The organism is Anaerobacillus sp. 63XJN7_4_ISO-PGPR-S23-413 (assembly GCF_056173725.1).
Window position 1 is genome coordinate 151153 of record NZ_CM149688.1, and the last position, 25161, is coordinate 176313.

Genomic DNA, 25161 nt, shown 5'->3' on the forward strand with positions numbered 1-25161 from the left:
GCCCACAATGAAACTACACGAACTAAAACCATCTGAAGGTTCTCGTAAAGAACGCAACAGACTTGGTCGCGGTATTGCTACTGGTAACGGTAAGACATCTGGCCGTGGTCAAAAAGGTCAAAAAGCTCGTTCTGGCGGCGGTGTACGCGTCGGTTTCGAAGGAGGACAGCTTCCAATTTTTAAACGTCTACCGAAACGTGGATTTACAAACATGAACCGTAAAGAGTTCGCGATTGTTAATCTTGATTCGTTGAACCGTTTTGAAGATGGAACTGAAGTTTCTCCAGAGCTTCTTTTAGAATCTGGCGTAGTTAGCAAAGAAAAAGCTGGAATTAAGATTCTAGGTAATGGTAAGCTTGAGAAAAAGCTTACCGTGAAAGCCCACAAGTTCTCTGCTTCTGCAAAAGAGGCGATTGAAGCGGCAGGCGGAAATACTGAGGTGATCTAATGTTCCAAGCAATCTCCAACATTATGCGCGTAGGTGATATTAGAAATAAAGTTATTTTCACCCTACTCATGCTTGTCGTGTTCCGTATCGGAACATTCATACCGGTTCCTGGTGTGAACAGAGATGTACTTCAATTTCAAGATCAAATGAGTCTCTTCGGAGTTCTCAACACCTTTGGCGGTGGAGCGTTGCAAAACTTCTCCATCTTTGCCATGGGAATTATGCCTTACATCACTGCTTCTATCATTGTGCAGCTTTTACAAATGGACGTCGTTCCTAAGTTTACCGAATGGTCTAAACAGGGCGAAGCCGGACGTAAAAAGCTAACACAAGTTACTCGTTATGGGACGATCGCACTTGGACTTGTCCAAGGTGTTGGACTTTCAATCGGGTTTAACAATATTGTTGGAGGTCAGTTGATTAGTAATCCCGGTGTACTAACGTATCTTAATATTTCTCTTGTTTTAACAGCCGGAACGGCTTTTTTGATGTGGTTAGGCGAACAGATCACTGCAAAAGGCGTTGGAAACGGAATTTCAATCATCATCTTTGCTGGGATTGTAGCTGCAATTCCTCCAGGGCTTAATCAGCTTTATGCTCAGATGTTTGAGGGTTCTCAGGATGAGTTGTTCATTAACATCGTTACACTTGTTATTATTGCACTAGCTGCACTTGCAATTGTTGTCGCTGTTATCTTTGTTCAACAAGGTCTTCGTAAAATTCCAATTCAATATGCAAAAAGAACTGTTAACCGCAGACAAGTTGGTGGTCAATCCACACACTTACCGATTAAAGTTAATGCAGCAGGTGTTATTCCAGTTATTTTTGCGATATCACTGATCATTACTCCACCAACGATCGCCAGGTTGTTCGGAGATAATTCGGTAACGGAATGGATCGTAAGGGTGTTTGACTATACACAGCCTATTGGTATGGTCGTGTATGCGTTACTCATCATTGGATTTACGTATTTCTATACGTTCGTCCAGGTAAATCCGGAGAAAATGGCTGAGAATCTGAAAAAACAGGGTGGATACATTCCTGGTATTCGTCCGGGTAATGCTACTGAAACGTACATTACACGAATTCTCTACCGTTTAACGTTTGTAGGAGCACTTTTCCTTGCTGTTATATCGATTATTCCGGTATTTTTCACAACCGTAGCAGGACTGCCGCAGACGCTGCAAATCGGCGGAACAAGCTTGCTGATCGTTGTTGGGGTAGCGCTTGATACGATGAAGCAAATTGAAAGTCAATTAATTAAACGTCATTATAAAGGCTTTATTAAATCTTGAGGATAAACCGGGAAGAGCTTTCTTCCCCTCCTTCATCCTCGATTGGGTGACGTGCGGAGGGATTAGATGAATCTAGTATTAATGGGGCTTCCGGGTGTCGGAAAAGGAACCCAGGCAGAAAAGATTGTCGAAAAGTATGGTATCCCTCATATCTCTACTGGAGATATGTTCCGAGCAGCGATCAAAGAAGGAACGCCTCTTGGTCTAAAAGCAAAAGAGTACATGGATTCTGGAAACCTCGTACCTGATGAAGTAACTATCGGTATAGTACGGGAGCGTTTAGGAAAAGATGATTGCGAAAAAGGATTTCTCCTCGATGGTTTTCCAAGAACCGTCGCACAGGCTGATGCGCTTGAAACGATCTTAGCCGATCTTGGTAAAAAACTTGACTACGTGGTAAACATTGCAGTCGAGGAAGATCAACTCATGCAGCGTTTGACTGGACGTCGCGTTTGCCGAAATTGTGGAGCAACCTATCACGTAATCTTTAATCCACCTAAAGAAGATGGAATTTGTGATAAGTGCGGTGGAGAACTTTATCAACGTGATGATGATAAGGAAGAAACTGTGCGAACTCGCCTCGAAGTCAACAAGCAGCAACAGCAGCCATTGTTGACCTTTTATGAAGGCAAGGGCTATCTTAAAACGATTGATGGCAACAGAGACATCAATGAGGTGTTTGAAGATGTCGACCAACTCCTAAAAGGGTTGTCGTAATGATTATTTGCAAGACTCCTCGTGAACTTGATATCATGCGAGAAGCAGGCAAAATTGTCGCGTTAACACATCAAGAACTACAGAAGCACATCAAGCCTGGAGTTACGACAAAAGAGCTGGATACGATTGCCGATCGGTTTATTCGTCAGCTTGGTGCAATTCCTTCCTTTAAGGGTTACAATGGATTTACTGGAAGTATATGCGCTTCAGTCAATGAAGAGCTTGTACATGGTATTCCAGGAGATCGCGTGTTGGCGGAGGGAGATATAATTAGCATTGATATTGGTGCTAAGTATAATGGTTATCATGGCGATTCAGCCTGGACCTATCCTGTTGGCACTATCTCAGAAGAAGACGAACGGTTGTTAAAAGTTACCGAGGAATCGTTATATAAAGGGTTGAATGAGACGAAGGCCGGTAGGAGGCTTTCTGATATTTCTCATGCGATCCAAGCATATGCCGAAGCTGAGGGTTTTTCGATTGTACGAGAATATGTTGGTCATGGTGTAGGTCAGGACCTTCATGAAGATCCTCAAATTCCCCATTACGGTCCTCCAGGAAAAGGACCGAGGCTTAAGCAGGGGATGGTCCTTGCAGTAGAGCCAATGGTGAATCTGGGCTCTCGCTACGTTCGAACACTTTCGGATAATTGGACTGTAGTAACAACTGACGGTAAGAACTGTGCTCATTTCGAGCATACGATTGCCGTTACAGAAGAAGGATATGAAATACTAACAAAAGCCTAAGTGAAGGTGATGGTTCGTGAAAGAGTCGGATACCGTTCCCGAGATCGGTCAGATCGTTTGGAATAGACGGGGAAGAGACGCTGAACAATATAGCGTGATTGTAGGGATTGTTGATGAACGTTATGTTTTCTTAGCCGATGGTGACAAACGAAAGTTTGATCGTCCTAAGCGGAAGAACCTCGCACACCTTGAGCTGGTAGAGTATATATCTCCTGAGGTAAAGCGAAGTCTTGAAGAAACGGGCCGTGTCACAAATGGCAAGCTACGTTTCGCGATCTCAAAGTATATGAATGAACACGTCATTGATTTAAAGGAGGGAGAGCAAGTAGATGGCTAAAGAAGAAGTAATTGAAATGGAAGGCACGGTTATCGAACCTCTACCGAATGCAATGTTTCGAGTAGAACTCGAAAACGGTCATAAGATTCTTGCTCACGTATCCGGAAAGATACGTATGCATTACATCCGTATTCTACCAGGTGACAAAGTAACTGTTGAGCTTTCTCCATATGACTTATCACGTGGTCGTATCACGTATCGATATAAATAAGAAATTAATCTCCGTATATAAGGAGGGTTAAAATAATGAAAGTAAGACCGTCAGTAAAACCAATGTGTGAAAAATGTAAAGTTATTCGCCGTAAAGGGAAAGTCATGGTTATCTGTGAAAATCCAAAGCATAAGCAAAAACAAGGCTAATATATAAGGAGGTGCAACGTAATGGCACGTATTGCTGGTATTGATGTTCCACGCGAAAAGCGCATCGTAATCGCGTTAACTTACGTTTATGGAATCGGTAAAACAACTGCGAAACAAGTTCTAGTTGACGCTGGTGTTTCTGAAGACACTCGTGTACGCGACTTAACTGAAGAAGAGCTCGGAAAAATCCGTGAAGTAGTAGACAAAATTAAGGTTGAGGGTGATCTTCGTCGTGAAATCTCACTTAACATTAAACGTCTAATCGAAATCGGTTCTTATCGTGGTATCCGCCACCGTCGTGGTCTTCCTGTCCGAGGTCAACATACGAAGAACAACTCTCGTACTCGTAAAGGCCCTCGCCGTACAGTAGCTAACAAGAAGAAGTAAGGGAGGTAATTAACAAATGGCTAAACAACGTAAAGCAAATACACGTAAAAAGCGCGTGAAAAAGAATGTTGAGAGTGGAGTAGCTCATATCCGTTCCACTTTTAACAACACAATCATTACGATTACTGATACTCACGGAAATGCGATTTCTTGGGCAACTTCCGGAAACATGGGCTTCAAAGGTTCTCGTAAGTCTACTCCATTCGCTGCTCAAATGGCTGCTGAAACTGCAGGTAAAACTGCACAGGAGCACGGCATGAAAACTGTAGAAGTTTCTGTTAAAGGCCCTGGTGCTGGTCGTGAAGCTGCAATTCGTGCACTTCAAGCTGTAGGTCTAGAGGTTACTGCGATCCGTGACGTAACTCCAGTACCTCATAACGGCTGCCGTCCGCCAAAACGTCGTAGAGTCTAAGGTAGTAGAGAGTTCAAAAACGTAGATGTTCCCTTCGGGAGAATGCCTGGTTTTGAACAATCTCTTATGGAAAGATTCAATCTATCGGTATACAATTGATGAACATGTCAATAATGATAATGTATAAATTGTTGACGGTTGACGAATCATAATTAGGTTGTTGGTATTTGAACCACCTAAGGGGATTATTCGGTTAGACAGCATGTCTAACCGAAGTTCGACGTTTTGAAGGAGGGTTTGTTGGATGATCGAAATCGAAAAGCCAAAAATTGAAGCGGTAGCTATCAACGAGGATGCAAAATACGGTAAGTTTGTTGTAGAACCATTAGAGCGTGGTTATGGAACTACCCTGGGTAACTCCCTTCGTCGTATCCTGTTATCTTCACTTCCTGGTGCTGCTGTCACATCCGTACAAATTGAAGGAGTACTCCATGAGTTCTCTACAATTGAAGGCGTACATGAAGATGTAACAACTATCATTCTCAATCTTAAGAAGTTAGCTATGAAAGTTTACTCTGAAGAAGAGAAGACATTGGTTGTTGATGTACAAGGACCAGGAACGGTAACAGCAGGAGATATTACTCATGACAGCGACGTGGAGATCTTAAACCCTGACCTTCATATTGCTACCCTTTCTGCTAGTGCGCGTTTCCAGATGCGAGTTACTGCAATTCGTGGAAGAGGCTATGTACAAGCGGAAGGAAACAAAAATGATGAACAGCCAATCGGTGTAATTCCGGTTGACTCGATCTTCACACCTGTTTCTCGTGTTAACTACCAGGTTGAAAACACTCGCGTTGGCCAGGTAACAAATTATGACAAACTAACCCTTGATGTTTGGACAGATGGAAGCATTCGTCCTGAAGAAGCTGTTTCGTTAGGTGCAAAGATTTTAAATGAACATTTAAACATTTTTGTTGGTTTAACGGACCAGGCTCAAAATGCTGAAATCATGGTCGAAAAAGAAGAGGATCAAAAAGAGAAAGTGCTTGAGATGACTATCGAAGAGCTTGATCTCTCAGTTCGTTCATACAATTGCCTGAAGCGTGCTGGCATTAATACAGTTCAAGAATTGACTCAGAAGTCTGAAGAAGACATGATGAAAGTTCGTAATCTTGGACGTAAGTCACTTGAAGAAGTACAAGAGAAGCTTGAAGAGCTTGGGCTTGGACTTCGTAACGAAGAATAGATATTTAAAGTTGTTGATTTTATAAACAACAAAGGAGGGAATACTTCATGGCATACCAAAAGTTAGGTCGTACTAGTGATACGCGTAAAGCGCTATTCCGTGACCTTGTTACAGATTTGATCATCAATGAACGTATTGAAACGACAGAATCAAAGGCGAAAGAACTTCGTTCTTTCATCGACAAAATGATTACGCTTGGTAAACGCGGAGATCTACACGCACGTCGTCAAGCAGCTTCTTTCATCCGTAACGAAGTAGCGGATCAAGAAAGCGGTCAAGATGCAGTTCAAAAACTATTCAGCGATATCGCTCCTCGTTATGCAGAGCGTCAAGGCGGTTACTCTCGTATCCGTAAACTTGGACCACGCCGCGGTGACGGTGCTGAAATGGTTATCATCGAGCTAGTATAAGACGCACTTGATTAAAAGGGCGGGACAGGATCTCGACATTGGATACTGATTCTATGCCCTTTTTTCGTGCGTTTTTTTGTTTGAATCGCACAAATTCAAGTGGTTATTTGCTGCTTGCCATTAAAAAAAGCCTGGCATCTGCCAGGCTTTTTTTATAGGATAAGTACAGTTAATATCACGCATTAAAAAGCTTATTATACTGATAGGAAAAAGCGGCGGTTCCATCTGCCCGCCTTTTTTTCGCACCAGTATATTGCCTGAAGCGATCACCGCTTGAAATTAGCAGAGGCAGGAGGAACGAGTATGGAAGAACTAATCACCGTTCAAAATGTATCCTTTCGGTATCAGGAAGAGCAACCCCATGTATTGCATGATGTTTCATTATCTGTTCATAAGGGTGAATGGCTAGCGATCGTAGGACATAATGGTTCTGGGAAGTCGACACTTGCAAAGCTTCTAAATGGGCTGCAACTTCCTGAAAAAGGCGATGTTACCGTAGAAGGATATAACAGTAGAGATGAGGAAAGTATTTGGGAAATTAGAAGAAGAGTGGGGATCGTATTTCAAAACCCAGACAATCAGTTTGTAGGTACGTCTGTGCGTGATGATGTAGCTTTTGGTCTTGAAAATAACGGAATGGCACGCGAAAAAATGTTGGAGCGCATCCATGAGAGTGTGAATAAGGTGCGGATGGCAGATTACCTTGATCAAGAGCCACACCGTCTCTCAGGTGGTCAAAAGCAACGTGTAGCGATTGCTGGGATTATTGCCTTAAGACCATCCATTGTCATCCTAGATGAAGCCACTTCTATGCTAGATCCAGCTGGTCGTAAAGAAGTGCTTCAAACAATGCGTGAGCTTAAAGACGAAGAAGGCATGACGGTGATCTCTATCACCCATGATCTCGAAGAAGCTGCACAAGCTGATCGATTGATCGTCATGAATGCAGGAGAGGTCATTGATGAAGGTCTTCCGGTTGATGTGTTTAAGAAAGGTGACATGCTTGAGCAAATTGGTTTAGATTTGCCGTTTCCACTTCAGGTGCAGCGAGCACTCAGTGAGAAAGGCTATGATTTCTCAAAGCTTACTTTATCTCAAGAGGAACTGGTGAATGAGCTATGGACATTACAATCAAAGATTTAGAGCATTCTTATGGTAGAGGGACCCCTTTCGAAAGAAAAGCGCTCTCTGAAATATCGTTATCTATCCCAGCACGTACTTTCCAAACGATTATTGGGCATACAGGCTCAGGCAAATCAACGCTGATCCAGCATTTAAATGGGTTACTTAAACCTACAAAAGGAAGCATTCAGATTGGCGACTTTTTGATTCGAGCTGGTGAGAAAGAAAAACGCCTAAAAGCCCTAAGAGAGCATGTAGGGATCGTTTTTCAATATCCAGAACATCAGTTGTTTGAAGAGACTATAGAGAAAGATATTATCTTTGGTCCTCGTAATTTTGGAGTATCAGAAGAAGAAGCGAAACAGCGTGCAGCGAGGTTAATTGAACAAGTGGGACTTGATCAATCATACCTTAGCCGTTCTCCGTTTGATTTGAGTGGTGGCCAAATGCGCAGAGTAGCTATTGCAGGAGTACTAGCGATGAAACCATCTATTCTAATTCTCGATGAACCTACTGCTGGACTAGACCCTAAAGGGCGACGGGAGATTATGAGTCTCTTTTATCGTTTACATCAGGAGGAGGGCCTCACTACGATTCTAGTGACCCATAGCATGGAAGATGCAGCGCAGTATTCCGATGAGATCGTCATAATGGAAAAGGGCGGTGTGGCACTTCAGGGGAAACCTGAGGAAATTTTCGCTAATTCCGATGCGTTAAAGAAACTAAGTCTTGATGTACCAGAAACTGTTAAGTTCATTCATCGGCTAGAAGAACGCTTTAATCTCAGTCTGCCAAAGAGTGTATTTACTCTCGATGCGGCAGTTGATGCAGCCCTGTCTATTTTGCAGAAAGGAGATGATTCTTGATGCAAAATATTATTATTGGTCAATACGTCCCAGGTCAATCCTTCATTCATAAACTTGATCCAAGAGCGAAGTTGCTAACGGCGTTTCTATTTGTTATTATCGTTTTCTTGGCTAACAATTGGATTACCTACGCATTACTTGGTGGTTTTACACTTCTAGCGATCCTGGTATCCAAATTACCATTGCGCTATATCTATAATGGTTTAAAACCAATTTTACTTGTTATCATTTTAACGTTTCTTCTTCATGTGTTTTTAACGAAAGAGGGACCGCTGCTGTTTGATTTTGGTTTTCTTGACGTTTATGAAGGTGGCTTGAAGCAAGGTGTATTTATTTCACTCCGGCTATTGTTTTTAATCATGATTACTTCCTTGTTAACTCTGACGACAACGCCTATTGATATTACAGTAGGTATTGAAACGTTACTTGGACCTATGAAAAAAATTGATCTTCCTGTTCATGAGTTTGCTCTCATGATGTCTATTGCTCTTCGGTTTATTCCGACGCTTCTGGAAGAAACTGAGAAGATTATGAAAGCACAATCTGCACGAGGTGCGCAATTTTCTAGTGGACCAATTAAAGAACGATTGAAAAGTATTGTTCCTCTGCTAGTACCTCTCTTTGTAAGTGCATTTAAGCGTGCTGAAGATCTTGCTATGGCAATGGAGGCTAGAGGATATCGTGGAGGAGAAGGAAGAACTAGCATCCGATTACTGAAGTGGTCAGGAAAAGATACAGCCTTATTTCTTATCCTCCTCCTTCTATGTGTTAGTTTGCTGCTTCTAAGAAGTTAGGGGAGAATGTGATGCAACGAATAAAAATGACCCTCTCTTATGACGGGACGGCTTTTAATGGTTATCAAATTCAGCCAAATGGCCGCACAGTTCAAGAGGAAGTGCAGTGCGCCCTGAAGCAGATGCATAAAGGCGCCTCTATTCCGATTACCGGATCAGGAAGAACGGATGCTCGGGTGCATGCTCACGGGCAGATTATTCATTTTGACACCCCGCTTTCGATTCCTTCTGAAAATTGGACACGGGCATTAAACGCTCAGCTCCCACAGGATGTGAGGGTTTTACACACTGAAACCGCTCCTAGCGATTTCCATGCGAGGTATGATGTCGTTCGCAAAACCTATCAATATCGAGTGCATAATCGTGCAGCTTCAGATGTTTTTAGAAGAAACTATGCCGTACATGAACCTCATCCGCTCAATGTTAAAGAGATGAGGCGTGCAGCCGCTCACCTCATTGGGGAGCATGACTTTACATCCTTTTGTGCTAGTAAGACTGATGTGAAGAATAAAGTGAGGACCATCTACCGAATAGAAATTGAGCGAATTCAGGATGAACTCGTTTTTACCTTTGAAGGAAGCGGGTTCCTATACAATATGGTTCGCATTTTAATGGGGACATTCCTTGAGATAGGGAGAGGGCGGCGCTCAGCGAATGAAATGGTGTCCATTTTAGAAGCAAAGGATCGAAACACAGCGGGAAAGACGGCACCACCACATGGGCTTTATTTATTGGAAGTCTCTTATAGGTAAAAAAGGAAAGAAAGTTACCAAACACTTGACATTTTCGCCCCAGTATTATAAGATATTCTTTGGTATTTCTACATCCACTTGCCCCGGATTTAGAAATCTGACTGACAACTGACAATGAAAATTCTGTGCTAGTTTTAAAATAAATTGGATTGATTTTAGGAGGGAAACTCATGCGTACAACATTTATGGCTAAAGGCCACGAAGTAGAACGTAAATGGTACATCGTTGACGCTGAAGGTCAAACACTTGGCCGTCTAGCAAGTGAAGTAGCAGCGATCCTGCGCGGTAAAAACAAAGTAACTTTCACACCTCACGTTGACACTGGTGATCATGTGATCATCCTTAACGCTGAGAAAATTGAACTAACTGGTAACAAACTTAATGACAAGATGTACTACCGTCATAGTGGACACCCAGGTGGTTTGAAATCAAGAAATGCTCTTGAAATGCGTACTAACCGTTCTGAGCAAATGCTTGAACTTGCAATCAAAGGTATGCTTCCAAAGAACAGCCTTGGTCGCCAAATGATTAAAAAGCTTCATGTATTCGCTGGTAGCGAGCACAATCACCAGGCACAACAGCCTGAAAAATACGAACTAAGAGGATAATTAAAAGGAGGGAATTAACTTGGCACAAGTACAATACAACGGCACTGGCCGACGTAAAAACTCTGTAGCACGCGTACGTTTACTTCCTGGTAACGGACGTATGGTTATTAACAACCGTGAAATCGATGACTATTTCGATCTTGAAACACTTAAGCTAATCTCTAAGCAACCACTAGTTGAAACTGGTACTGAAGGCACTTACGATATTTTCGTGAATGTTAACGGTGGTGGATTCACTGGACAAGCGGGCGCAATCCGTCACGGTATCGCTCGTGCACTACTTCAAGCTGATCCGGAATCACGCGCTACACTTAAGAGTGCAGGCTTCCTAACACGTGATGCTCGTATGAAAGAACGTAAAAAATACGGTCTTAAAGCAGCACGTCGTGCACCTCAGTTCTCAAAACGTTAATATGGTTTTTCAAAACCTCTGGCCTATGGCCAGGGGTTTTTTTGTATTTAGAAAAGATTTGCTACTATGGTCTTTTTAACAAAAGACTTGAGAATTATTCATTTTGAAGCCTGAATGAATTACCAATTTATTTGCTGTATACTCCCCAACTCTTGAGTGAGACTAAAACAATATGATTCGAGAGGATGGGTGAGATGGACAACGTTATTACTGTATTCAAGGAACGTCAGCGTCATAAACGCCTTGAATTCGAACGAAGGGTGTTGATTGAAATTTCATTGAAAGAGCTATCGGATAACATAAGAGAACTGTTTTCTCCATTTTTCTCAGAGGCTATTCTGTATAAAGGTGATGTGGAGAATGTTTGTATGGACATTGCGATCGAAGCATATTTACTTGGTGCTGAGTATAGCAAGTTTTCTTATTATGGAGAATCAATGTCGACAGCGCATAAACGGTGCTTCAAATTAGAGAAAGCATTAATTGAAGCGTTGTTTGATTACTGGCTTTTCTGGAAAACGTCAGCGGTTTACGAAGAATCATTACAAATTACGTGTGATGTATTTGTTTCGAATTGGTGGAAAGCAGGCTATGAAAAAGGAACAATGAGGCGTCGACTTCGATTACAATAAATTGATTAAGTTCCATGACTAATTCAGCTACCCGTCCCATATAGATAAGATAGGACAAAATAAGGGGCGGTGTTAGTGGGATATGAAAAAGTGGTATAAGCGATTTGGTGTTGCCACTGGAATCATCGTGCTGTTATTTATTATTAATTACAAATTCGCTATTGATTCTTCTTGGGATGCCTGGCATCTTCCTTTATCAGGACAGGTCATTGTCATTGACGCTGGACATGGAGGGGCTGATGGAGGAGCTGTTGGTGATAACGTGGTTGAAAAAGATATTGCGTTAACGATCTCTCTTAAGTTAAGGGATTATCTCCAAGAAGCGGGAGCGCTTGTTATTATGACACGTGAGACGGATACAGATTTAGCAGCAGAAGGAACTAAGGGACTTAGCAATCGAAAAGCTGAAGATTTAAGAAAACGAGTTGAGTTGATTAATGAGGGAAGTAACGATCTTTTTGTGAGTATTCATCTAAATGCGATTCCGTCTTCTAAATGGAGTGGCGCTCAAACGTTTTATAATCCAGTTAATGATGAGAGCCAGGCCTTATCTCGTTTTATTCAGGCTGAAATTAAGCGAAACCTTGAAAACACAAATCGATTGGCTAAAAACATGGATAGTGTATATTTACTAAGAGAGGCTGAAGTTCCAGGAGCTCTTGTTGAAGTTGGCTTCCTTTCTAACCCTACTGAGAGGGAGTTATTAAATACTGAAACGTATCAAAATAAAGTCGCAGCCTCTATTTATCAGGGCATTATACGATATACGACAAATGAGCCAGTACCCGAGGAATAAAGAAAACACTGGCTTATTGTACGTTCTATACTCTTTCATTGATTTGGTATATCCTTCAAGCACCGAAGTCAAAACTCTCTGAATGATATGTTATACTAGCAATGTAATCGAATTCAGAGAAGGTGGTGCCTCCATGTTAACGAAAGATCAAGTCGTTGAATTACTACAAAAGGTGCAAGATCCTATTTTACATAAAAGTATCACGATTCGTGATGTGAAAACGAAAGAAGGCTATGTCAGTGTTAAGGTTGCTCTTGCTCAAACTGAATCAGCTGAACAGATGAAGGTGCAGCAAGAAATCGTCAACACTTTAAAAGGCGAAGGGGCCGAATCAGTGGGATTGCGATTTGAACAGTTGGCGGATGAAGAGCTTCCTGAAGGAACATCTGCTAATCCTGACCTCCCGTCATTGCTTTCTCCAGAAAGTAAAACACAGTTTATCGCAGTGGCAAGTGGAAAAGGTGGCGTAGGTAAATCAACTGTAACCGTAAACCTTGCAACGTCACTTGCCCGTCTTGGAAAAAAGGTCGGCATTATCGATGCAGATATTTATGGATTTAGTGTACCGGATATGATGGGGATTGAAACCAGACCCAAAGTGGAAAACGAAAAAATCTATCCCGTTGAGCGGTTTGGCGTTAAAGTAATGTCTATGGCCTTTTTTGTAGAAGATAACGCTCCTGTTATTTGGCGTGGTCCAATGCTTGGGAAAATGCTGAATAACTTCTTTAGTGAAGTAGATTGGGGAGAGTTAGATTACCTGCTTCTAGATTTACCGCCAGGAACGGGAGATGTAGCATTGGATGTTCATACGATGCTTCCGGCTTCAAAAGAAATCATCGTGACCACTCCTCATGCTACAGCAGCTTTTGTAGCTGCGAGAGCGGGTGCTATGGCGCTTAAAACGAAACATGAAGTGCTTGGTGTTGTTGAAAATATGTCTTACTTTGAGAGTAAAGTAACAGGCGAGAAAGAATATGTGTTTGGTCAAGGTGGAGGAGATAAGTTAGCTTCCGAGTTAACAACTGACATTCTTGGTAGACTTCCTCTTGGGCAGCCAGATTTTAATGATGAAGAATTTGCACCTTCTGTTTATCAAGAAGATCATCCGATTGGACAGCAATATCTTCACATTGCACAAGAAATCTTAAAAAGAACAGCAAAATAATAATAAAAGGGCATGCGAGCGCATGTCCTTTTATTATGCAGATTATTTCTGACCAGAATTTGATCCTTCGCCACTATCTGATTCGGTATTGTCTGTGTTTTCTTCTTTCTTATTACCGCTCTCAGATGATTTTAGTTGTTCAGAAGTAATTCCAGTTAACATTTCCTGGATTTTGGCCTGGAATAACGGACTTTCAAATGTTTCGGATATAAGGTCTTTAATTTGCTGTCTCGATTGTTTACTTTCGAGTAGTTGTAAATAATGTTTTTCCATTACCGGATCTTGCAAGAGATCCATCATTTTTTCCTGGTATTCTGGATCATCCATCAGTGATTTAAATAATTTCTCATTTTCACTTTGAATGTTCTTGGCAAAGTTCTCAACGAACGCAGGATCTTTCAGCATTTCTTGCCAGTAATCTTTTCCTTCTTCAGTTGTTAGTACTTTTTGTATGGTTTCTTTCACAAATGGCTGTTCCATAACAAGTTGTTTTTTTATTTCTTCATCTGACATGACTTCTTGAATTGCTTTCTTGCCATCATCTGATTTAAGTAGATCGACAAGCATCTTTTTCGTTTCTTCGTAATTAGCCTGAGATCCTTCAGCAGAACCCGAGGCACATCCGGTTATTAAAAGAATGGTTAATCCAAGAGCAAGCAGTTTGAATCCATGACTCATAAGTCTGTGCTCCTTTCTCGAGGTGTTAACCTTAATATTAGGCGAAACTGTGAATTTATACCCGGTGAATAAAGGAAGGGTGGCAATTTAAAAGTGGCATTGGTACAATTCAACATAGAAGCACCATTAACGTTTACGGGGGTTTGATTTTGAAAACAAGAAATCTTGTTTACTTATTTTTTACAACCCTTCTGATTGGATCAACAGCAGGTATGCTCACAGGGATTGTTTTAGATTGGTCACAGTATTGGACGGATCTGAAAAATGGAGAATTTGTTTCGTTCCTCATTGTGATACTCTGGTTACTGGGAGTATCTAGTATCTTTAGTTTGATTAGTCAGATGGGATTCTTTGCCTATTTAACAATTCATCGTTTTGGTCTTGGTATCTTTAAATCAGTAAAGCTTTGGAATACGATACAAGTCGTACTTATTGCGGTCGCTCTATTCGATCTTGTCTACTTCCGCTATGCTGTTTTTGCTGAAAAAGGAGAGAGTATTCTAAGTTATATCTTGACCGCTCTTTTTATTTTGATTATTGGATTGGTAACAGCATATATTAAGCAAAAAGAAACGAATAAGCAGGCCTTTATTCCAGCTCTTTTCTTTATTGTTGTTGTAACTATTCTTGAGTGGATTCCTGGCCTGCAAAGTAATGATCCAAAATGGCTCTGGCTTATTTTGATTCCGCTATTGGTGAGTAATGTATGGCAATTGCTAACACTTCATCGATTAATTCGAAAAGAAGCTTAATACACAAAAGCAGCTCTCCTAATCGGAGGGCTGCTTATTTTACTTCCTTGGTATTTATTTTTGCATTAGATACGAGTTCACTGACTGTGACAAAAGAATAGCCTTCCTTTTTTAGAAGAGAGATCATTTCTGGAATGGCTTCAACTGTTTGTTTAGCGGAATCAGATGCATGCATAAGAATGATATCTCCCGGATCAGCTTGTGTTGTTACATTCTGAACAATTTTGTCTACTCCTGGGTTTTTCCAGTCTTCTGAATCGAGACTCCAATGAATGACTGTGTAATTAAACTTCTCAGATAGAATAAGAACACGTTTATCAAAGTTTCCATTTGGTGGTCTTAGTAATTCTGGTTGGTCATCTGTTACTTTTTTGATTGCTTCATTAGAACGAATAATGTCCTTTTTTATTTCCTCGTCCTTCATTGACGTATAGTTCTCATATCGATATCCAAGGTTCCCGATTTCGTGTCCATCTTTTGCAATTTGCTCAACAATTTCAGGGTGGCGTTCAGCCCAGGCTCCCGAAATGAAGAATGAGGCTTTCACTTTATTTTGTTTTAGCTCTTCAAGAATAGGTAGAGCTTTTGTCTCGCCCCAACTAATATCAAAGGTTAATGCAAGACGTTTATCCTCGCTTTTCACGTGATCAATTGCGAGCGGGACGTTGTTATTTGTAAATACAGCGAGGTCCCCACCTTCAATAAAAAGAATAATTGCAGCAAAGAAAGCGGCTGTAACTATAATCAGTCCTTGCTTTATTCGCATGCCATTCCAAATCCAAAAAAACCTCATCATGCACCCCCTTTGTCCCATTCATATGCGAAAAGTTTCTTAACTATGTACAAACTCTAGAGGAGACACATATTTCTTAAAAGCTTAGGTCATACTGGTTTGAGGAAGGAGAGGTTCAGATGATTGGATTCTTAGTAAACTTTAAAGAGATGAAGGAAATCGAATACTTACTTAAAAGAGAAATGGAAGAGCTACTGTTAGACCTGGATAACAATCGAATCGATGGACTAATTAAAAGAGCGATGGAAGAACGATATCACCTTCTATTAGGTATCTATAAAAGAACGGCTACAGAAGCGGAGATTTCGAAGTATAGGCGGATTTTGAAAAAAAGTACAAATTAATTTAAAATACCCCTTGCCAAATAGTACAACTACCTGTATATTTATATAGGTCGCCGCAACAATGCGGTTGACGCCAAAAAGAATTTCAAAAAAGTTATTGACGCTGACGGAGTTAATATGGTATATTAATAAAGTCGCTGAAAACGACATTGAAAGAAACAAATTGATCTTTGAAAACTGAACGAAACGCCATGTAAGTAGTTGTTTCTAAGGAAACAAAACATTGTTTTAAAGCTAGATTAGGCTTTCTATCGGAGAGTTTGATCCTGGCTCAGGACGAACGCTGGCGGCGTGCCTAATACATGCAAGTCGAGCGAAGAGATGGGAGCTTGCTCCCTGATCTTAGCGGCGGACGGGTGAGTAACACGTGGGCAACCTGCCCTGCAGACTGGGATAACTCCGGGAAACCGGAGCTAATACCGGGTAATACATCGCACCGCATGGTGCAATGTTGAAAGTTGGCTTTCGAGCTAACACTGCAGGATGGGCCCGCGGCGCATTAGCTAGTTGGTAAGGTAATGGCTTACCAAGGCGACGATGCGTAGCCGACCTGAGAGGGTGATCGGCCACACTGGGACTGAGACACGGCCCAGACTCCTACGGGAGGCAGCAGTAGGGAATCTTCCGCAATGGACGAAAGTCTGACGGAGCAACGCCGCGTGAGTGACGAAGGCCTTCGGGTCGTAAAGCTCTGTTGTTAGGGAAGAACAAGTACCGTTCGAATAGGGCGGTACCTTGACGGTACCTAACCAGAAAGCCACGGCTAACTACGTGCCAGCAGCCGCGGTAATACGTAGGTGGCAAGCGTTGTCCGGAATTATTGGGCGTAAAGCGCGCGCAGGCGGTCTTTTAAGTCTGATGTGAAAGCCCACGGCTCAACCGTGGAGGGTCATTGGAAACTGGAGGACTTGAGTGCAGAAGAGGAGAGTGGAATTCCACGTGTAGCGGTGAAATGCGTAGATATGTGGAGGAACACCAGTGGCGAAGGCGGCTCTCTGGTCTGTAACTGACGCTGAGGCGCGAAAGCGTGGGGAGCAAACAGGATTAGATACCCTGGTAGTCCACGCCGTAAACGATGAGTGCTAGGTGTTGGGGGGTTCCACCCTCAGTGCTGAAGTTAACACATTAAGCACTCCGCCTGGGGAGTACGACCGCAAGGTTGAAACTCAAAGGAATTGACGGGGGCCCGCACAAGCAGTGGAGCATGTGGTTTAATTCGAAGCAACGCGAAGAACCTTACCAGGTCTTGACATCCTCTGACAATCCTGGAGACAGGACGTTCCCCTTCGGGGGACAGAGTGACAGGTGGTGCATGGTTGTCGTCAGCTCGTGTCGTGAGATGTTGGGTTAAGTCCCGCAACGAGCGCAACCCTTGATCTTAGTTGCCAGCATTTAGTTGGGCACTCTAAGGTGACTGCCGGTGACAAACCGGAGGAAGGTGGGGATGACGTCAAATCATCATGCCCCTTATGACCTGGGCTACACACGTGCTACAATGGACGGTACAAAGGGCAGCAACACCGCGAGGTGAAGCGAATCCCATAAAGCCGTTCTCAGTTCGGATTGCAGGCTGCAACTCGCCTGCATGAAGCCGGAATTGCTAGTAATCGCGGATCAGCATGCCGCGGTGAATACGTTCCCGGGCCTTGTACACACCGCCCGTCACACCACGAGAGTTTGTAACACCCGAAGTCGGTGGGGTAACCTTTATGGAGCCAGCCGCCGAAGGTGGGACAAATGATTGGGGTGAAGTCGTAACAAGGTAGCCGTATCGGAAGGTGCGGCTGGATCACCTCCTTTCTATGGAGAATTACGAAGGTAACTTACGTTACCAACCTTACATGAGCGTTTCGTTTAGTTTTGAAAGAATGATTTATTCTTTCAAACCAGGTGAAGTGATGAAGCTTAGGCGGATTCAAGTAGTAACCTTGTTCCTTGAAAACTAGATAGCACAAACAACGACATCCAATAATTATTTTTTATGCAATAACTTAGTAATAACTGATGCGTTATGGCAGTAATGCCTAACAAATCGAAGGTTAAGCTACTAAGGGCGCACGGTGGATGCCTTGGCACTAGAAGCCTAAGAAGGACGGGACGAACACCGATATGCTTCGGGGAGCTGTAAGTACGCTTTGATCCGGAGATTTCCGAATGGGGGAACCCACCATCTTTAATAGGATGGTATCCATTTCTGAATACATAGGGAATGGAAGGCAGACCCGGGGAACTGAAACATCTCATTACCCGGAGGAAGAGAAAGCAAACGCGATTTCCTGAGTAGCGGCGAGCGAAACGGAATCAGCCCAAACCAGAGGGCTTGCCCTCTGGGGTTGTAGGACGTCTCTTTGGAGTTACAAAGGCACGGATAGACGAAGCGACCTGGAAAGGTCCATCAGAGAAGGTAACAATCCTGTAGTCAAAATCCGATGCCCTCCGAGACGGATCCTGAGTACGGCGGGACACGTGAAACCCCGTCGGAATCCGGGAGGACCATCTCCCAAGGCTAAATACTCTCTAGTGACCGATAGTGAACCAGTACCGTGAGGGAAAGGTGAAAAGCACCCCGGAAGGGGAGTGAAAAAGAACCTGAAACCGTGTGCCTACAACTAGTTGGAGCCCGTTAATGGGTGACAGCGTGCCTTTTGTAGAATGAACCGGCGAGTTACGATCCCGTGCAAGGTTAAGCTGAGAAGGCGGAGCCGCAGCGAAAGCGAGTCTGAATAGGGCGAAATAGTACGTGGTCGTAGACCCGAAACCAGGTGATCTACCCATGTCCAGGGTGAAGTTCAGGTAACACTGAATGGAGGCCCGAACCCACGCATGTTGAAAAATGCGGGGATGAGGTGTGGGTAGCGGTGAAATGCCAATCGAACCTGGAGATAGCTGGTTCTCTCCGAAATAGCTTTAGGGCTAGCCTCGCGGCAAGAATCTTGGAGGTAGAGCACTGATTGGACTAGGGGTCCTTACCGGATTACCGAATCCAGTCAAACTCCGAATGCCAACGATTTATCCGCGGGAGTCAGACTGCGAGTGATAAGATCCGTAGTCGAGAGGGAAACAGCCCAGACCACCAGCTAAGGTCCCAAAGTATACGTTAAGTGGAAAAGGATGTGGCGTTGCTTAGACAACCAGGATGTTGGCTTAGAAGCAGCCATCATTTAAAGAGTGCGTAATAGCTCACTGGTCGAGTGACGCTGCGCCGAAAATGTACCGGGGCTAAACGTATCACCGAAGCTGTGGATTGTCTTACGACAATGGTAGGAGAGCGTTCTAAGGGCTGTGAAGTCAGACCGAAAGGACTGGTGGAGCGCTTAGAAGTGAGAATGCCGGTATGAGTAGCGAAAGACAAGTGAGAATCTTGTCCGTCGAAAGCCCAAGGTTTCCTGAGGAAGGCTCGTCCGCTCAGGGTTAGTCGGGACCTAAGCCGAGGCCGAAAGGCGTAGGCGATGGATAACAGGTTGATATTCCTGTACCACCTCCTTTCCGTTTGAACGACGGGGGGACGCAGAAAGATAGGGAGAGCGCGCTACTGGAAATGCGCGTCCAAGCGATTAGGCTGGTGAATAGGCAAATCCGTTCACCATGAAGGCTGAGTCGTGATGGCGAGGGAAATTTAGTACCGAAGTCCTTGATTCTACGCTGCCAAGAAAAGCCTCTAGTGAGGAAAAAGGTGCCCGTACCGCAAACCGACACAGGTAGGCGAGGAGAGAATCCTAAGACGATCGGGAGAACTCTCGTTAAGGAACTCGGCAAAATGACCCCGTAACTTCGGGAGAAGGGGTGCTTCCTCGGGTTTATAGCCCAGGGGAGCCGCAGTGAAAAGATCCAAGCGACTGTTTAGCAAAAACACAGGTCTCTGCAAAGCCGTAAGGCGAAGTATAGGGGCTGACACCTGCCCGGTGCTGGAAGGTTAAGAGGAGGGGTTATCCCTTACGGGAGAAGCTCTGAATCGAAGCCCCAGTAAACGGCGGCCGTAACTATAACGGTCCTAAGGTAGCGAAATTCCTTGTCGGGTAAGTTCCGACCCGCACGAAAGGTGCAACGACTTGGATACTGTCTCAACGAGAGACCCGGTGAAATTATAGTACCTGTGAAGATGCAGGTTACCCGCGACAGGACGGAAAGACCCCATGGAGCTTTACTGTAGCCTGATATTGGATTTTGGTACAGCTTGTACAGGATAGGTAGGAGCCATAGAAGTCGGACCGCCAGGTTCGATGGAGGCGTCGGTGGGATACTACCCTGGCTGTACTGACATTCTAACCCAGCACCGTGATCCGGTGCGGAGACAGTGTCAGGTGGGCAGTTTGACTGGGGCGGTCGCCTCCTAAAGTGTAACGGAGGCGCCCAAAGGTTCCCTCAGAATGGTTGGAAATCATTCGCAGAGTGTAAAGGCACAAGGGAGCTTGACTGCGAGACCTACAAGTCGAGCAGGGACGAAAGTCGGGCTTAGTGATCCGGTGGTTCCGCATGGAAGGGCCATCGCTCAACGGATAAAAGCTACCCTGGGGATAACAGGCTTATCTCCCCCAAGAGTCCACATCGACGGGGAGGTTTGGCACCTCGATGTCGGCTCATCGCATCCTGGGGCTGAAGTAGGTCCCAAGGGTTGGGCTGTTCGCCCATTAAAGCGGTACGCGAGCTGGGTTCAGAACGTCGTGAGACAGTTCGGTCCCTATCCGTCGCGGGCGCAGGAAATTTGAGAGGAGCTGTCCTTAGTACGAGAGGACCGGGATGGACACACCGCTGGTGTACCAGTTGTTCCGCCAGGAGCATAGCTGGGTAGCTACGTGTGGAAGGGATAAGTGCTGAAAGCATCTAAGCATGAAGCCCCCCTCGAGATGAGATTTCCCACAGCATGAAGCTGGTAAGATCCCTTAGAGATGATGAGGTAGATAGGTTCGGGGTGGAAGCGTGGCAACACGTGGAGCTGACGAATACTAATCGATCGAGGGCTTAACCTAAAAACGAAAAGTAAAGCAGGCTTGGTCACTTTCGTAGACCATTGGAGCTCTTGAACGTAAGGCGCTTTTCGCCTGAAGTGAAAGAGTGAAATGGGCAAGAATGTAGCCTGCGGAACTAGACATTGTTATTGGAAAACGTTGTGCGTGCTATCTAGTTTTCAAGGAATGAAAATTTTTCTTGATCTTTATAAAGAAATATAGTAAGATATATCTTGTCCTTGGTTAAACACTTTCTAGTGGAACAACCTTTGATTAGTCTGGTAATGATGGCGAAGAGGCCACACCCGTTCCCATGCCGAACACGGAAGTTAAGCTCTTCAGCGCCGATGGTAGTTGGGGGATCTCCCCCTGCAAGAGTAGGACGTTGCCAGGCTGACCAATATTCCACAGTAGCTCAGTGGTAGAGCAATCGGCTGTTAACCGATCGGTCGTAGGTTCGAATCCTACCTGTGGAGCCATTATGCTTCCATAGCTCAGCAGGTAGAGCACTTCCATGGTAAGGAAGGGGTCATCGGTTCGAATCCGGTTGGAAGCTCCAGGACATGGCCCGTTGGTCAAGCGGTTAAGACACCGCCCTTTCACGGCGGTAACACGGGTTCGAATCCCGTACGGGTCACCAATTTAATTTATCTATACTCTGTGGAGGATTAGCTCAGCTGGGAGAGCATCTGCCTTACAAGCAGAGGGTCGGCGGTTCGAGCCCGTCATCCTCCACCATTTTTCTTAATAATTGCTTTACCTTCAGGAGTACTCAGTAGAGTGCACTCTTTTTTATTTGTTAATACTATATATTTGCCGGCCTAGCTCAATTGGTAGAGCAACTGATTTGTAATCAGTAGGTTGGGGGTTCAAGTCCTCTGGCCGGCACCATTTTTCCAGTGGAGGGGTAGCGAAGTGGCTAAACGCGGCGGACTGTAAATCCGCTCCCTCAGGGTTCGGCGGTTCGAATCCGTCCCCCTCCACCAGTAAGAGCCATTAGCTCAGTTGGTAGAGCATCTGACTTTTAATCAGAGGGTCGAAGGTTCGAGTCCTTCATGGCTCACCATATGCGGAAGTAGTTCAGTGGTAGAACATCACCTTGCCAAGGTGGGGGTCGCGGGTTCGAATCCCGTCTTCCGCTCCAAACTTTATATGCGGGTGTAGTTTAGTGGTAAAACCTCAGCCTTCCAAGCTGATGTCGTGGGTTCGATCCCCATCACCCGCTCCAAATGGGGCCTTAGCTCAGCTGGGAGAGCGCCTGCCTTGCACGCAGGAGGTCAGCGGTTCGATCCCGCTAGGCTCCACCATTTTCCTTAAACAATGTTTAGGGTTTTTTTTATGTCATAAAATCATTTTGAAGTAGGAAACTTTTCTATTTCTAATGCGCCTTGCAGATGATATATGATTCAGATCCTCCACGGCCAGGCTACTGTTCCTTATATTTATCCGTAAAGAACATCAATTTACGTAATTGTATGAATATTTATTCGTATTTTATGTCAGGTTGAGTCATTTACTGGAATATGGGTAGAATAGAGCTAGACTAGGATACGAGGAGGCTACATAATGAATAATAAACTTTCGATTATAGGAGTACCAATGGATCTTGGCCAAATGAGACGCGGGGTAGACATGGGTCCAAGTGCGATCAGATATGCTGGAATTGTAGAACGGTTATCAAATTTGAATTACGATATTGAAGATCTTGGGGATATTGAAATAGGAAGGCCAGAAAAGCGTCCAGAAGAACAGGATCATCAACTTAAAAATTTGAAAGAAGTTGCTGATGCTAGCGAAAAGCTTTCAAATGTTGTAAATGAAGTGATTAATCGAAAGCGCTTTCCACTAGTGTTTGGTGGAGATCATAGTATTGCTATTGGCACTCTTGCCGGTGTAGCACGTAATTATGAAAATTTAGGCGTTATTTGGTACGATGCGCATGGTGATTTAAATAACTCCGAAACGTCACCATCAGGAAATATTCATGGAATGCCACTTGCAGTTAGTCTTGGTATTGGTGATGAGTCTTTAACTAGCATTTCAGGATATTCACCTAAAATTAAACCAGAAAACATTGTGATTATCGGAGCTCGTTCTCTTGATGATGGTGAGCGTAAACTGATTAAAGAAAAAGGTATTAAAGTATATACGATGCATGAAGTTGACCGTATGGGTATGACGCAAGTAATGGAAGAGGCTATCGAGTATGTATCGAAAGACACTGATGGGGTGCATTTAAGTCTTGACCTTGATGGACTTGATCCGCACGATGCTCCTGGAGTAGGTACACCAGTACTTGGAGGAATTAGCTATCGTGAGAGTCATCTTGCGATGGAAATGCTTGCAGAATCAAACATTTTAACTTCTGCAGAATTCGTTGAAGTGAATCCTATTTTAGACGAGAAAAATAAAACGGCTACTGTTGCCGTCGCTTTAATGGGATCTTTATTTGGGGAAAAATTAAAATAAACACAAAGGCAGCGACTTTATCTTAAGATAAAGCCGCTGTTTTTTTATTTCGACATTGATCATATTCGTTTAATAGATAGTCCAGATAAGTGCTAATTTCAATTATTTCGGAAGAACTAAGTGGTTTGTTCCTTGCTAATAAATTCATTTTATTGCGGGAAGCCTCAATTTCTTGAAGGAGATGATCTTTCTCGCTTTTTATTTGAAAGCTTATTTTTCGATTCAACCTTTCCATGAGCCGAACCACCCTCTCAATAATTTATAGCTTTATACCCTATATATTAAAAAAATAAACTATTTTCACTAGAAAATTATGTATTTTCATTAAAAACAGTAATTCAAACGTGATAGAATAAGGAAAGATTAGAAAATGTTTTTTTAGAAAAAGTGAAACTTTGTTTTTCCTGATACGTAACTATAATAGCCGCAGGAATCAGCGGGGGTTGAAAAAATGGATGCAATCGTAAAAAGAATCGTGTTGAAAGTAAGAAAAGGGGACCATAATGCATTTGGGGAGTTAGTAGAGCTCTATAAAGATCGAGTCTTTGCTTTGACATACCGAATGCTTGGTAACAGGCAGGAAGCTGAGGATGTGGCTCAAGAGGCATTCATTCGTGCTTATACGAACATTGATCGCTATCAGATTGATCGAAAATTCTCTACTTGGTTATATCGTATAGCCACGAACTTATCGATTGATCGTATGCGAAAGAAAAAGCCGGATTATTACCTCGATGCTGAAATTTCGGGAACGGAAGGTCTGACAATGTATTCTCAAGTGTCGACTGATGAACCATTACCTGATGATGAAGTTGTATCGTTAGAGGCACAGGATGGGATACATCAGGCTATTCTAAGTTTGCCAGCTAAGTATCGAAGTGCTATAACTTTAAAGTATATTCAGGAGTTATCGCTAAAGGAAATCAGTGAAATTCTGGATTTACCAGTAGGAACGGTCAAAACCCGAATACATCGGGGTAGAGAAGCGCTTAGAAAGAAGCTTCGAGAGCAGTAAGAAAGGGGGAGAAGCTATGAAATGCCCTGCAGAAATAGTTGCAATTATGCATGATGTACTTGATGAAGAAGCTACAGATCAACAGCGTAAAGAGCTATTTGATCATTTAAAGACATGTCATGATTGCAAAGAGCATTATGAAGAACTGAAGAAAACGGAATCGTTTCTCCTCAGCTCACCTTCTATGAAGGCACCCGATGGTTTTACATCAAAGGTAATGCAACAGCTACCACAGGAGAAACGCACGGTCTGGATGAAACGATGGATGAAATCTCATCCATTCGTAACAGCGGCGATTTTATTCTTAGTATTAATGGCAGGATCTGTTTATTCATCATGGACGAGTGAGGATCAATTATCTGCGCTCTCTGGTAATTTAAGATTTGACCAGGAAACGAATACGGTTATTGTTCCTGAGGGTGAAGTCATTGAAGGAGATCTAACAGTAAAAAACCGTAATCTTGAAATTGAAGGACAGGTTAAAGGTGATGTTCTTGTGATCAATGGAGAACAGTATATGGCCTCTGCTGGACAGGTAACTGGTGAAATCGAAGAGGTGGATCATATTCTTGACTGGACGTGGTTTCAGCTGAAACACCTTTTTCAAGATATAGGTAGTGTATTTACAAATGATGAACAAAAATAAACCGTCCTATAGGGCGGTTTATTTTTGTGAATTATTGCTGTAGTAAAAAAATGATTCTTCTCCCCCG

General features: G+C 43.4%; 29 protein-coding genes, 10 tRNA genes and 3 rRNA genes. 39 read left to right on the top strand and 3 right to left on the bottom strand.

Annotation, left to right across the window (positions count from 1 at the left end; genetic code table 11):
- The first annotated feature begins 7 nt into the window (after positions 1-7).
- From rplO to AC0VYO_RS00930, 20 genes are all read left to right on the top strand, one after another.
- Positions 8-448 (top strand): 50S ribosomal protein L15, encoded by a 441-nt coding sequence (gene rplO, locus AC0VYO_RS00835; protein WP_098445988.1) that lies wholly within the window; start codon positions 8-10, stop codon positions 446-448.
- On the top strand, positions 448-1743 hold the full coding sequence (gene secY / locus AC0VYO_RS00840; protein ID WP_194220302.1) for a preprotein translocase subunit SecY: 1296 nt from the start codon (positions 448-450) through the stop codon (positions 1741-1743). Before rplO ends, secY begins: the two co-directional genes overlap by 1 nt.
- 66 nt (positions 1744-1809) lie before the next feature.
- Entirely contained in the window at positions 1810-2460 is a 651-nt protein-coding gene (locus AC0VYO_RS00845; RefSeq protein ID WP_430246594.1) for an adenylate kinase, read from the top strand.
- On the top strand, positions 2460-3206 hold the full coding sequence (gene map, locus AC0VYO_RS00850; RefSeq protein ID WP_194220304.1) for a type I methionyl aminopeptidase: 747 nt from the start codon (positions 2460-2462) through the stop codon (positions 3204-3206). Before AC0VYO_RS00845 ends, map begins: the two co-directional genes overlap by 1 nt.
- A gap of 16 nt (positions 3207-3222) precedes the next feature.
- On the top strand, positions 3223-3543 hold the full coding sequence (locus AC0VYO_RS00855) for a KOW domain-containing RNA-binding protein (protein ID WP_475368290.1): 321 nt from the start codon (positions 3223-3225) through the stop codon (positions 3541-3543).
- The gene (infA, locus tag AC0VYO_RS00860; protein WP_098445993.1) at positions 3536-3754 is read left to right on the top strand and encodes a translation initiation factor IF-1; all 219 of its coding nucleotides are present in this window, start codon (positions 3536-3538) and stop codon (positions 3752-3754) included. The genes AC0VYO_RS00855 and infA overlap by 8 nt, the downstream gene beginning before the upstream one ends.
- Positions 3755-3789: 35 nt before the next feature.
- Positions 3790-3903 (top strand): 50S ribosomal protein L36, encoded by a 114-nt coding sequence (gene rpmJ, locus AC0VYO_RS00865; RefSeq protein ID WP_003720928.1) that lies wholly within the window; start codon positions 3790-3792, stop codon positions 3901-3903.
- Between the two features lie 21 nt (positions 3904-3924).
- Positions 3925-4290 (top strand): 30S ribosomal protein S13, encoded by a 366-nt coding sequence (gene rpsM / locus AC0VYO_RS00870; RefSeq protein ID WP_048313347.1) that lies wholly within the window; start codon positions 3925-3927, stop codon positions 4288-4290.
- A 16-nt stretch (positions 4291-4306) separates the two neighbouring features.
- Entirely contained in the window at positions 4307-4702 is a 396-nt protein-coding gene (gene rpsK, locus AC0VYO_RS00875) for a 30S ribosomal protein S11 (protein WP_048313348.1), read from the top strand.
- A gap of 244 nt (positions 4703-4946) precedes the next feature.
- Complete coding sequence (locus AC0VYO_RS00880; protein WP_194220306.1) at positions 4947-5891, top strand: DNA-directed RNA polymerase subunit alpha; 945 nt, start codon at positions 4947-4949, stop codon at positions 5889-5891.
- A gap of 47 nt (positions 5892-5938) precedes the next feature.
- Positions 5939-6301 carry a 50S ribosomal protein L17 gene (rplQ, locus tag AC0VYO_RS00885; protein ID WP_098445995.1) on the top strand — a complete coding sequence of 121 codons (363 nt, stop codon included), beginning with the start codon at positions 5939-5941 and terminating at the stop codon, positions 6299-6301.
- Positions 6302-6604: 303 nt separating this feature from the next.
- Positions 6605-7444: an energy-coupling factor ABC transporter ATP-binding protein gene (locus tag AC0VYO_RS00890; protein ID WP_194220307.1), complete on the top strand. Its 840-nt coding sequence runs from the start codon at positions 6605-6607 to the stop codon at positions 7442-7444.
- The gene (locus AC0VYO_RS00895) at positions 7420-8289 is read left to right on the top strand and encodes an energy-coupling factor ABC transporter ATP-binding protein (protein ID WP_194220308.1); all 870 of its coding nucleotides are present in this window, start codon (positions 7420-7422) and stop codon (positions 8287-8289) included. Before AC0VYO_RS00890 ends, AC0VYO_RS00895 begins: the two co-directional genes overlap by 25 nt.
- Positions 8286-9083, top strand: a complete 798-nt coding sequence (locus AC0VYO_RS00900; protein ID WP_475368291.1) for an energy-coupling factor transporter transmembrane component T family protein — start codon at positions 8286-8288, stop codon at positions 9081-9083. Before AC0VYO_RS00895 ends, AC0VYO_RS00900 begins: the two co-directional genes overlap by 4 nt.
- A gap of 11 nt (positions 9084-9094) precedes the next feature.
- On the top strand, positions 9095-9835 hold the full coding sequence (gene truA, locus AC0VYO_RS00905; protein WP_194220310.1) for a tRNA pseudouridine(38-40) synthase TruA: 741 nt from the start codon (positions 9095-9097) through the stop codon (positions 9833-9835).
- A gap of 170 nt (positions 9836-10005) precedes the next feature.
- A complete protein-coding gene (gene rplM, locus AC0VYO_RS00910) occupies positions 10006-10443 on the top strand; it encodes a 50S ribosomal protein L13 (protein WP_048313355.1) in 438 nt (145 codons plus the stop codon).
- A 19-nt stretch (positions 10444-10462) separates the two neighbouring features.
- Positions 10463-10855, top strand: coding sequence for a 30S ribosomal protein S9 (gene rpsI, locus AC0VYO_RS00915; protein WP_048313356.1), 393 nt, complete (start codon positions 10463-10465; stop codon positions 10853-10855).
- Positions 10856-11049: 194 nt separating this feature from the next.
- Entirely contained in the window at positions 11050-11487 is a 438-nt protein-coding gene (locus AC0VYO_RS00920; protein WP_194220311.1) for a DUF2521 family protein, read from the top strand.
- A gap of 82 nt (positions 11488-11569) precedes the next feature.
- Positions 11570-12283 carry an N-acetylmuramoyl-L-alanine amidase CwlD gene (gene cwlD / locus AC0VYO_RS00925; protein ID WP_475366293.1) on the top strand — a complete coding sequence of 238 codons (714 nt, stop codon included), beginning with the start codon at positions 11570-11572 and terminating at the stop codon, positions 12281-12283.
- A gap of 133 nt (positions 12284-12416) precedes the next feature.
- Positions 12417-13451 carry an Mrp/NBP35 family ATP-binding protein gene (locus AC0VYO_RS00930; RefSeq protein WP_194220313.1) on the top strand — a complete coding sequence of 345 codons (1035 nt, stop codon included), beginning with the start codon at positions 12417-12419 and terminating at the stop codon, positions 13449-13451.
- A gap of 42 nt (positions 13452-13493) precedes the next feature.
- Here the strand turns inward: AC0VYO_RS00930 and gerD are convergent, their stop codons facing one another.
- Entirely contained in the window at positions 13494-14129 is a 636-nt protein-coding gene (gerD, locus tag AC0VYO_RS00935; protein WP_430246585.1) for a spore germination lipoprotein GerD, read from the bottom strand.
- A 149-nt stretch (positions 14130-14278) separates the two neighbouring features.
- Here gerD and AC0VYO_RS00940 point away from each other — a divergent pair, with 149 nt between their 5' ends.
- On the top strand, positions 14279-14881 hold the full coding sequence (locus AC0VYO_RS00940; RefSeq protein WP_475366295.1) for a KinB-signaling pathway activation protein: 603 nt from the start codon (positions 14279-14281) through the stop codon (positions 14879-14881).
- A gap of 34 nt (positions 14882-14915) precedes the next feature.
- On the opposite strand, the gene pdaB is transcribed toward AC0VYO_RS00940, so the two are convergent.
- Entirely contained in the window at positions 14916-15674 is a 759-nt protein-coding gene (gene pdaB / locus AC0VYO_RS00945) for a polysaccharide deacetylase family sporulation protein PdaB (protein ID WP_194220316.1), read from the bottom strand.
- Between the two features lie 119 nt (positions 15675-15793).
- Here pdaB and AC0VYO_RS00950 point away from each other — a divergent pair, with 119 nt between their 5' ends.
- From AC0VYO_RS00950 to rocF, 16 genes are all read left to right on the top strand, one after another.
- Entirely contained in the window at positions 15794-16018 is a 225-nt protein-coding gene (locus tag AC0VYO_RS00950) for a hypothetical protein (RefSeq protein ID WP_194220317.1), read from the top strand.
- Positions 16019-16266: 248 nt separating this feature from the next.
- A 16S ribosomal RNA gene (locus AC0VYO_RS00955) occupies positions 16267-17818 on the top strand.
- Positions 17819-17820: 2 nt separating this feature from the next.
- Entirely contained in the window at positions 17821-17964 is a 144-nt protein-coding gene (locus AC0VYO_RS00960) for a hypothetical protein (protein ID WP_475368292.1), read from the top strand.
- Between the two features lie 91 nt (positions 17965-18055).
- Positions 18056-20985 (top strand): 23S ribosomal RNA (locus tag AC0VYO_RS00965).
- Positions 20986-21241: 256 nt separating this feature from the next.
- Positions 21242-21358: ribosomal RNA gene (rrf, locus tag AC0VYO_RS00970) — 5S ribosomal RNA — on the top strand.
- Together the 16S, 23S and 5S rRNA genes with 10 tRNA genes alongside form the textbook arrangement of a ribosomal RNA operon.
- A gap of 10 nt (positions 21359-21368) precedes the next feature.
- Positions 21369-21443, top strand: a tRNA-Asn gene (locus AC0VYO_RS00975).
- Between the two features lie 4 nt (positions 21444-21447).
- Positions 21448-21523 (top strand) — tRNA-Thr (locus AC0VYO_RS00980).
- Positions 21524-21529: 6 nt separating this feature from the next.
- Positions 21530-21604: transfer RNA gene (locus AC0VYO_RS00985), tRNA-Glu, on the top strand.
- A 22-nt stretch (positions 21605-21626) separates the two neighbouring features.
- Positions 21627-21702, top strand: a tRNA-Val gene (locus AC0VYO_RS00990).
- Between the two features lie 77 nt (positions 21703-21779).
- A tRNA-Thr gene (locus AC0VYO_RS00995) sits at positions 21780-21855 on the top strand.
- 10 nt (positions 21856-21865) lie between these two features.
- Positions 21866-21950, top strand: a tRNA-Tyr gene (locus tag AC0VYO_RS01000).
- Positions 21951-21954: 4 nt separating this feature from the next.
- A tRNA-Lys gene (locus tag AC0VYO_RS01005) sits at positions 21955-22030 on the top strand.
- 3 nt (positions 22031-22033) lie between these two features.
- Positions 22034-22108: transfer RNA gene (locus tag AC0VYO_RS01010), tRNA-Gly, on the top strand.
- Between the two features lie 10 nt (positions 22109-22118).
- Positions 22119-22192 (top strand) — tRNA-Gly (locus tag AC0VYO_RS01015).
- Between the two features lie 3 nt (positions 22193-22195).
- A tRNA-Ala gene (locus tag AC0VYO_RS01020) sits at positions 22196-22271 on the top strand.
- 259 nt (positions 22272-22530) lie between these two features.
- Positions 22531-23433 (top strand): arginase, encoded by a 903-nt coding sequence (gene rocF / locus AC0VYO_RS01025; RefSeq protein ID WP_194222547.1) that lies wholly within the window; start codon positions 22531-22533, stop codon positions 23431-23433.
- 22 nt (positions 23434-23455) lie between these two features.
- Here rocF and AC0VYO_RS01030 read toward each other — a convergent pair whose 3' ends face one another.
- Positions 23456-23668 carry an aspartyl-phosphate phosphatase Spo0E family protein gene (locus tag AC0VYO_RS01030; RefSeq protein ID WP_194222546.1) on the bottom strand — a complete coding sequence of 71 codons (213 nt, stop codon included), beginning with the start codon at positions 23666-23668 and terminating at the stop codon, positions 23456-23458.
- 216 nt (positions 23669-23884) lie between these two features.
- Here AC0VYO_RS01030 and sigW point away from each other — a divergent pair, with 216 nt between their 5' ends.
- A complete protein-coding gene (gene sigW / locus AC0VYO_RS01035) occupies positions 23885-24448 on the top strand; it encodes an RNA polymerase sigma factor SigW (protein WP_194222545.1) in 564 nt (187 codons plus the stop codon).
- A 16-nt stretch (positions 24449-24464) separates the two neighbouring features.
- A complete protein-coding gene (locus AC0VYO_RS01040; RefSeq protein WP_303535674.1) occupies positions 24465-25094 on the top strand; it encodes an anti-sigma factor family protein in 630 nt (209 codons plus the stop codon).
- Positions 25095-25161 lie beyond the last annotated feature (67 nt).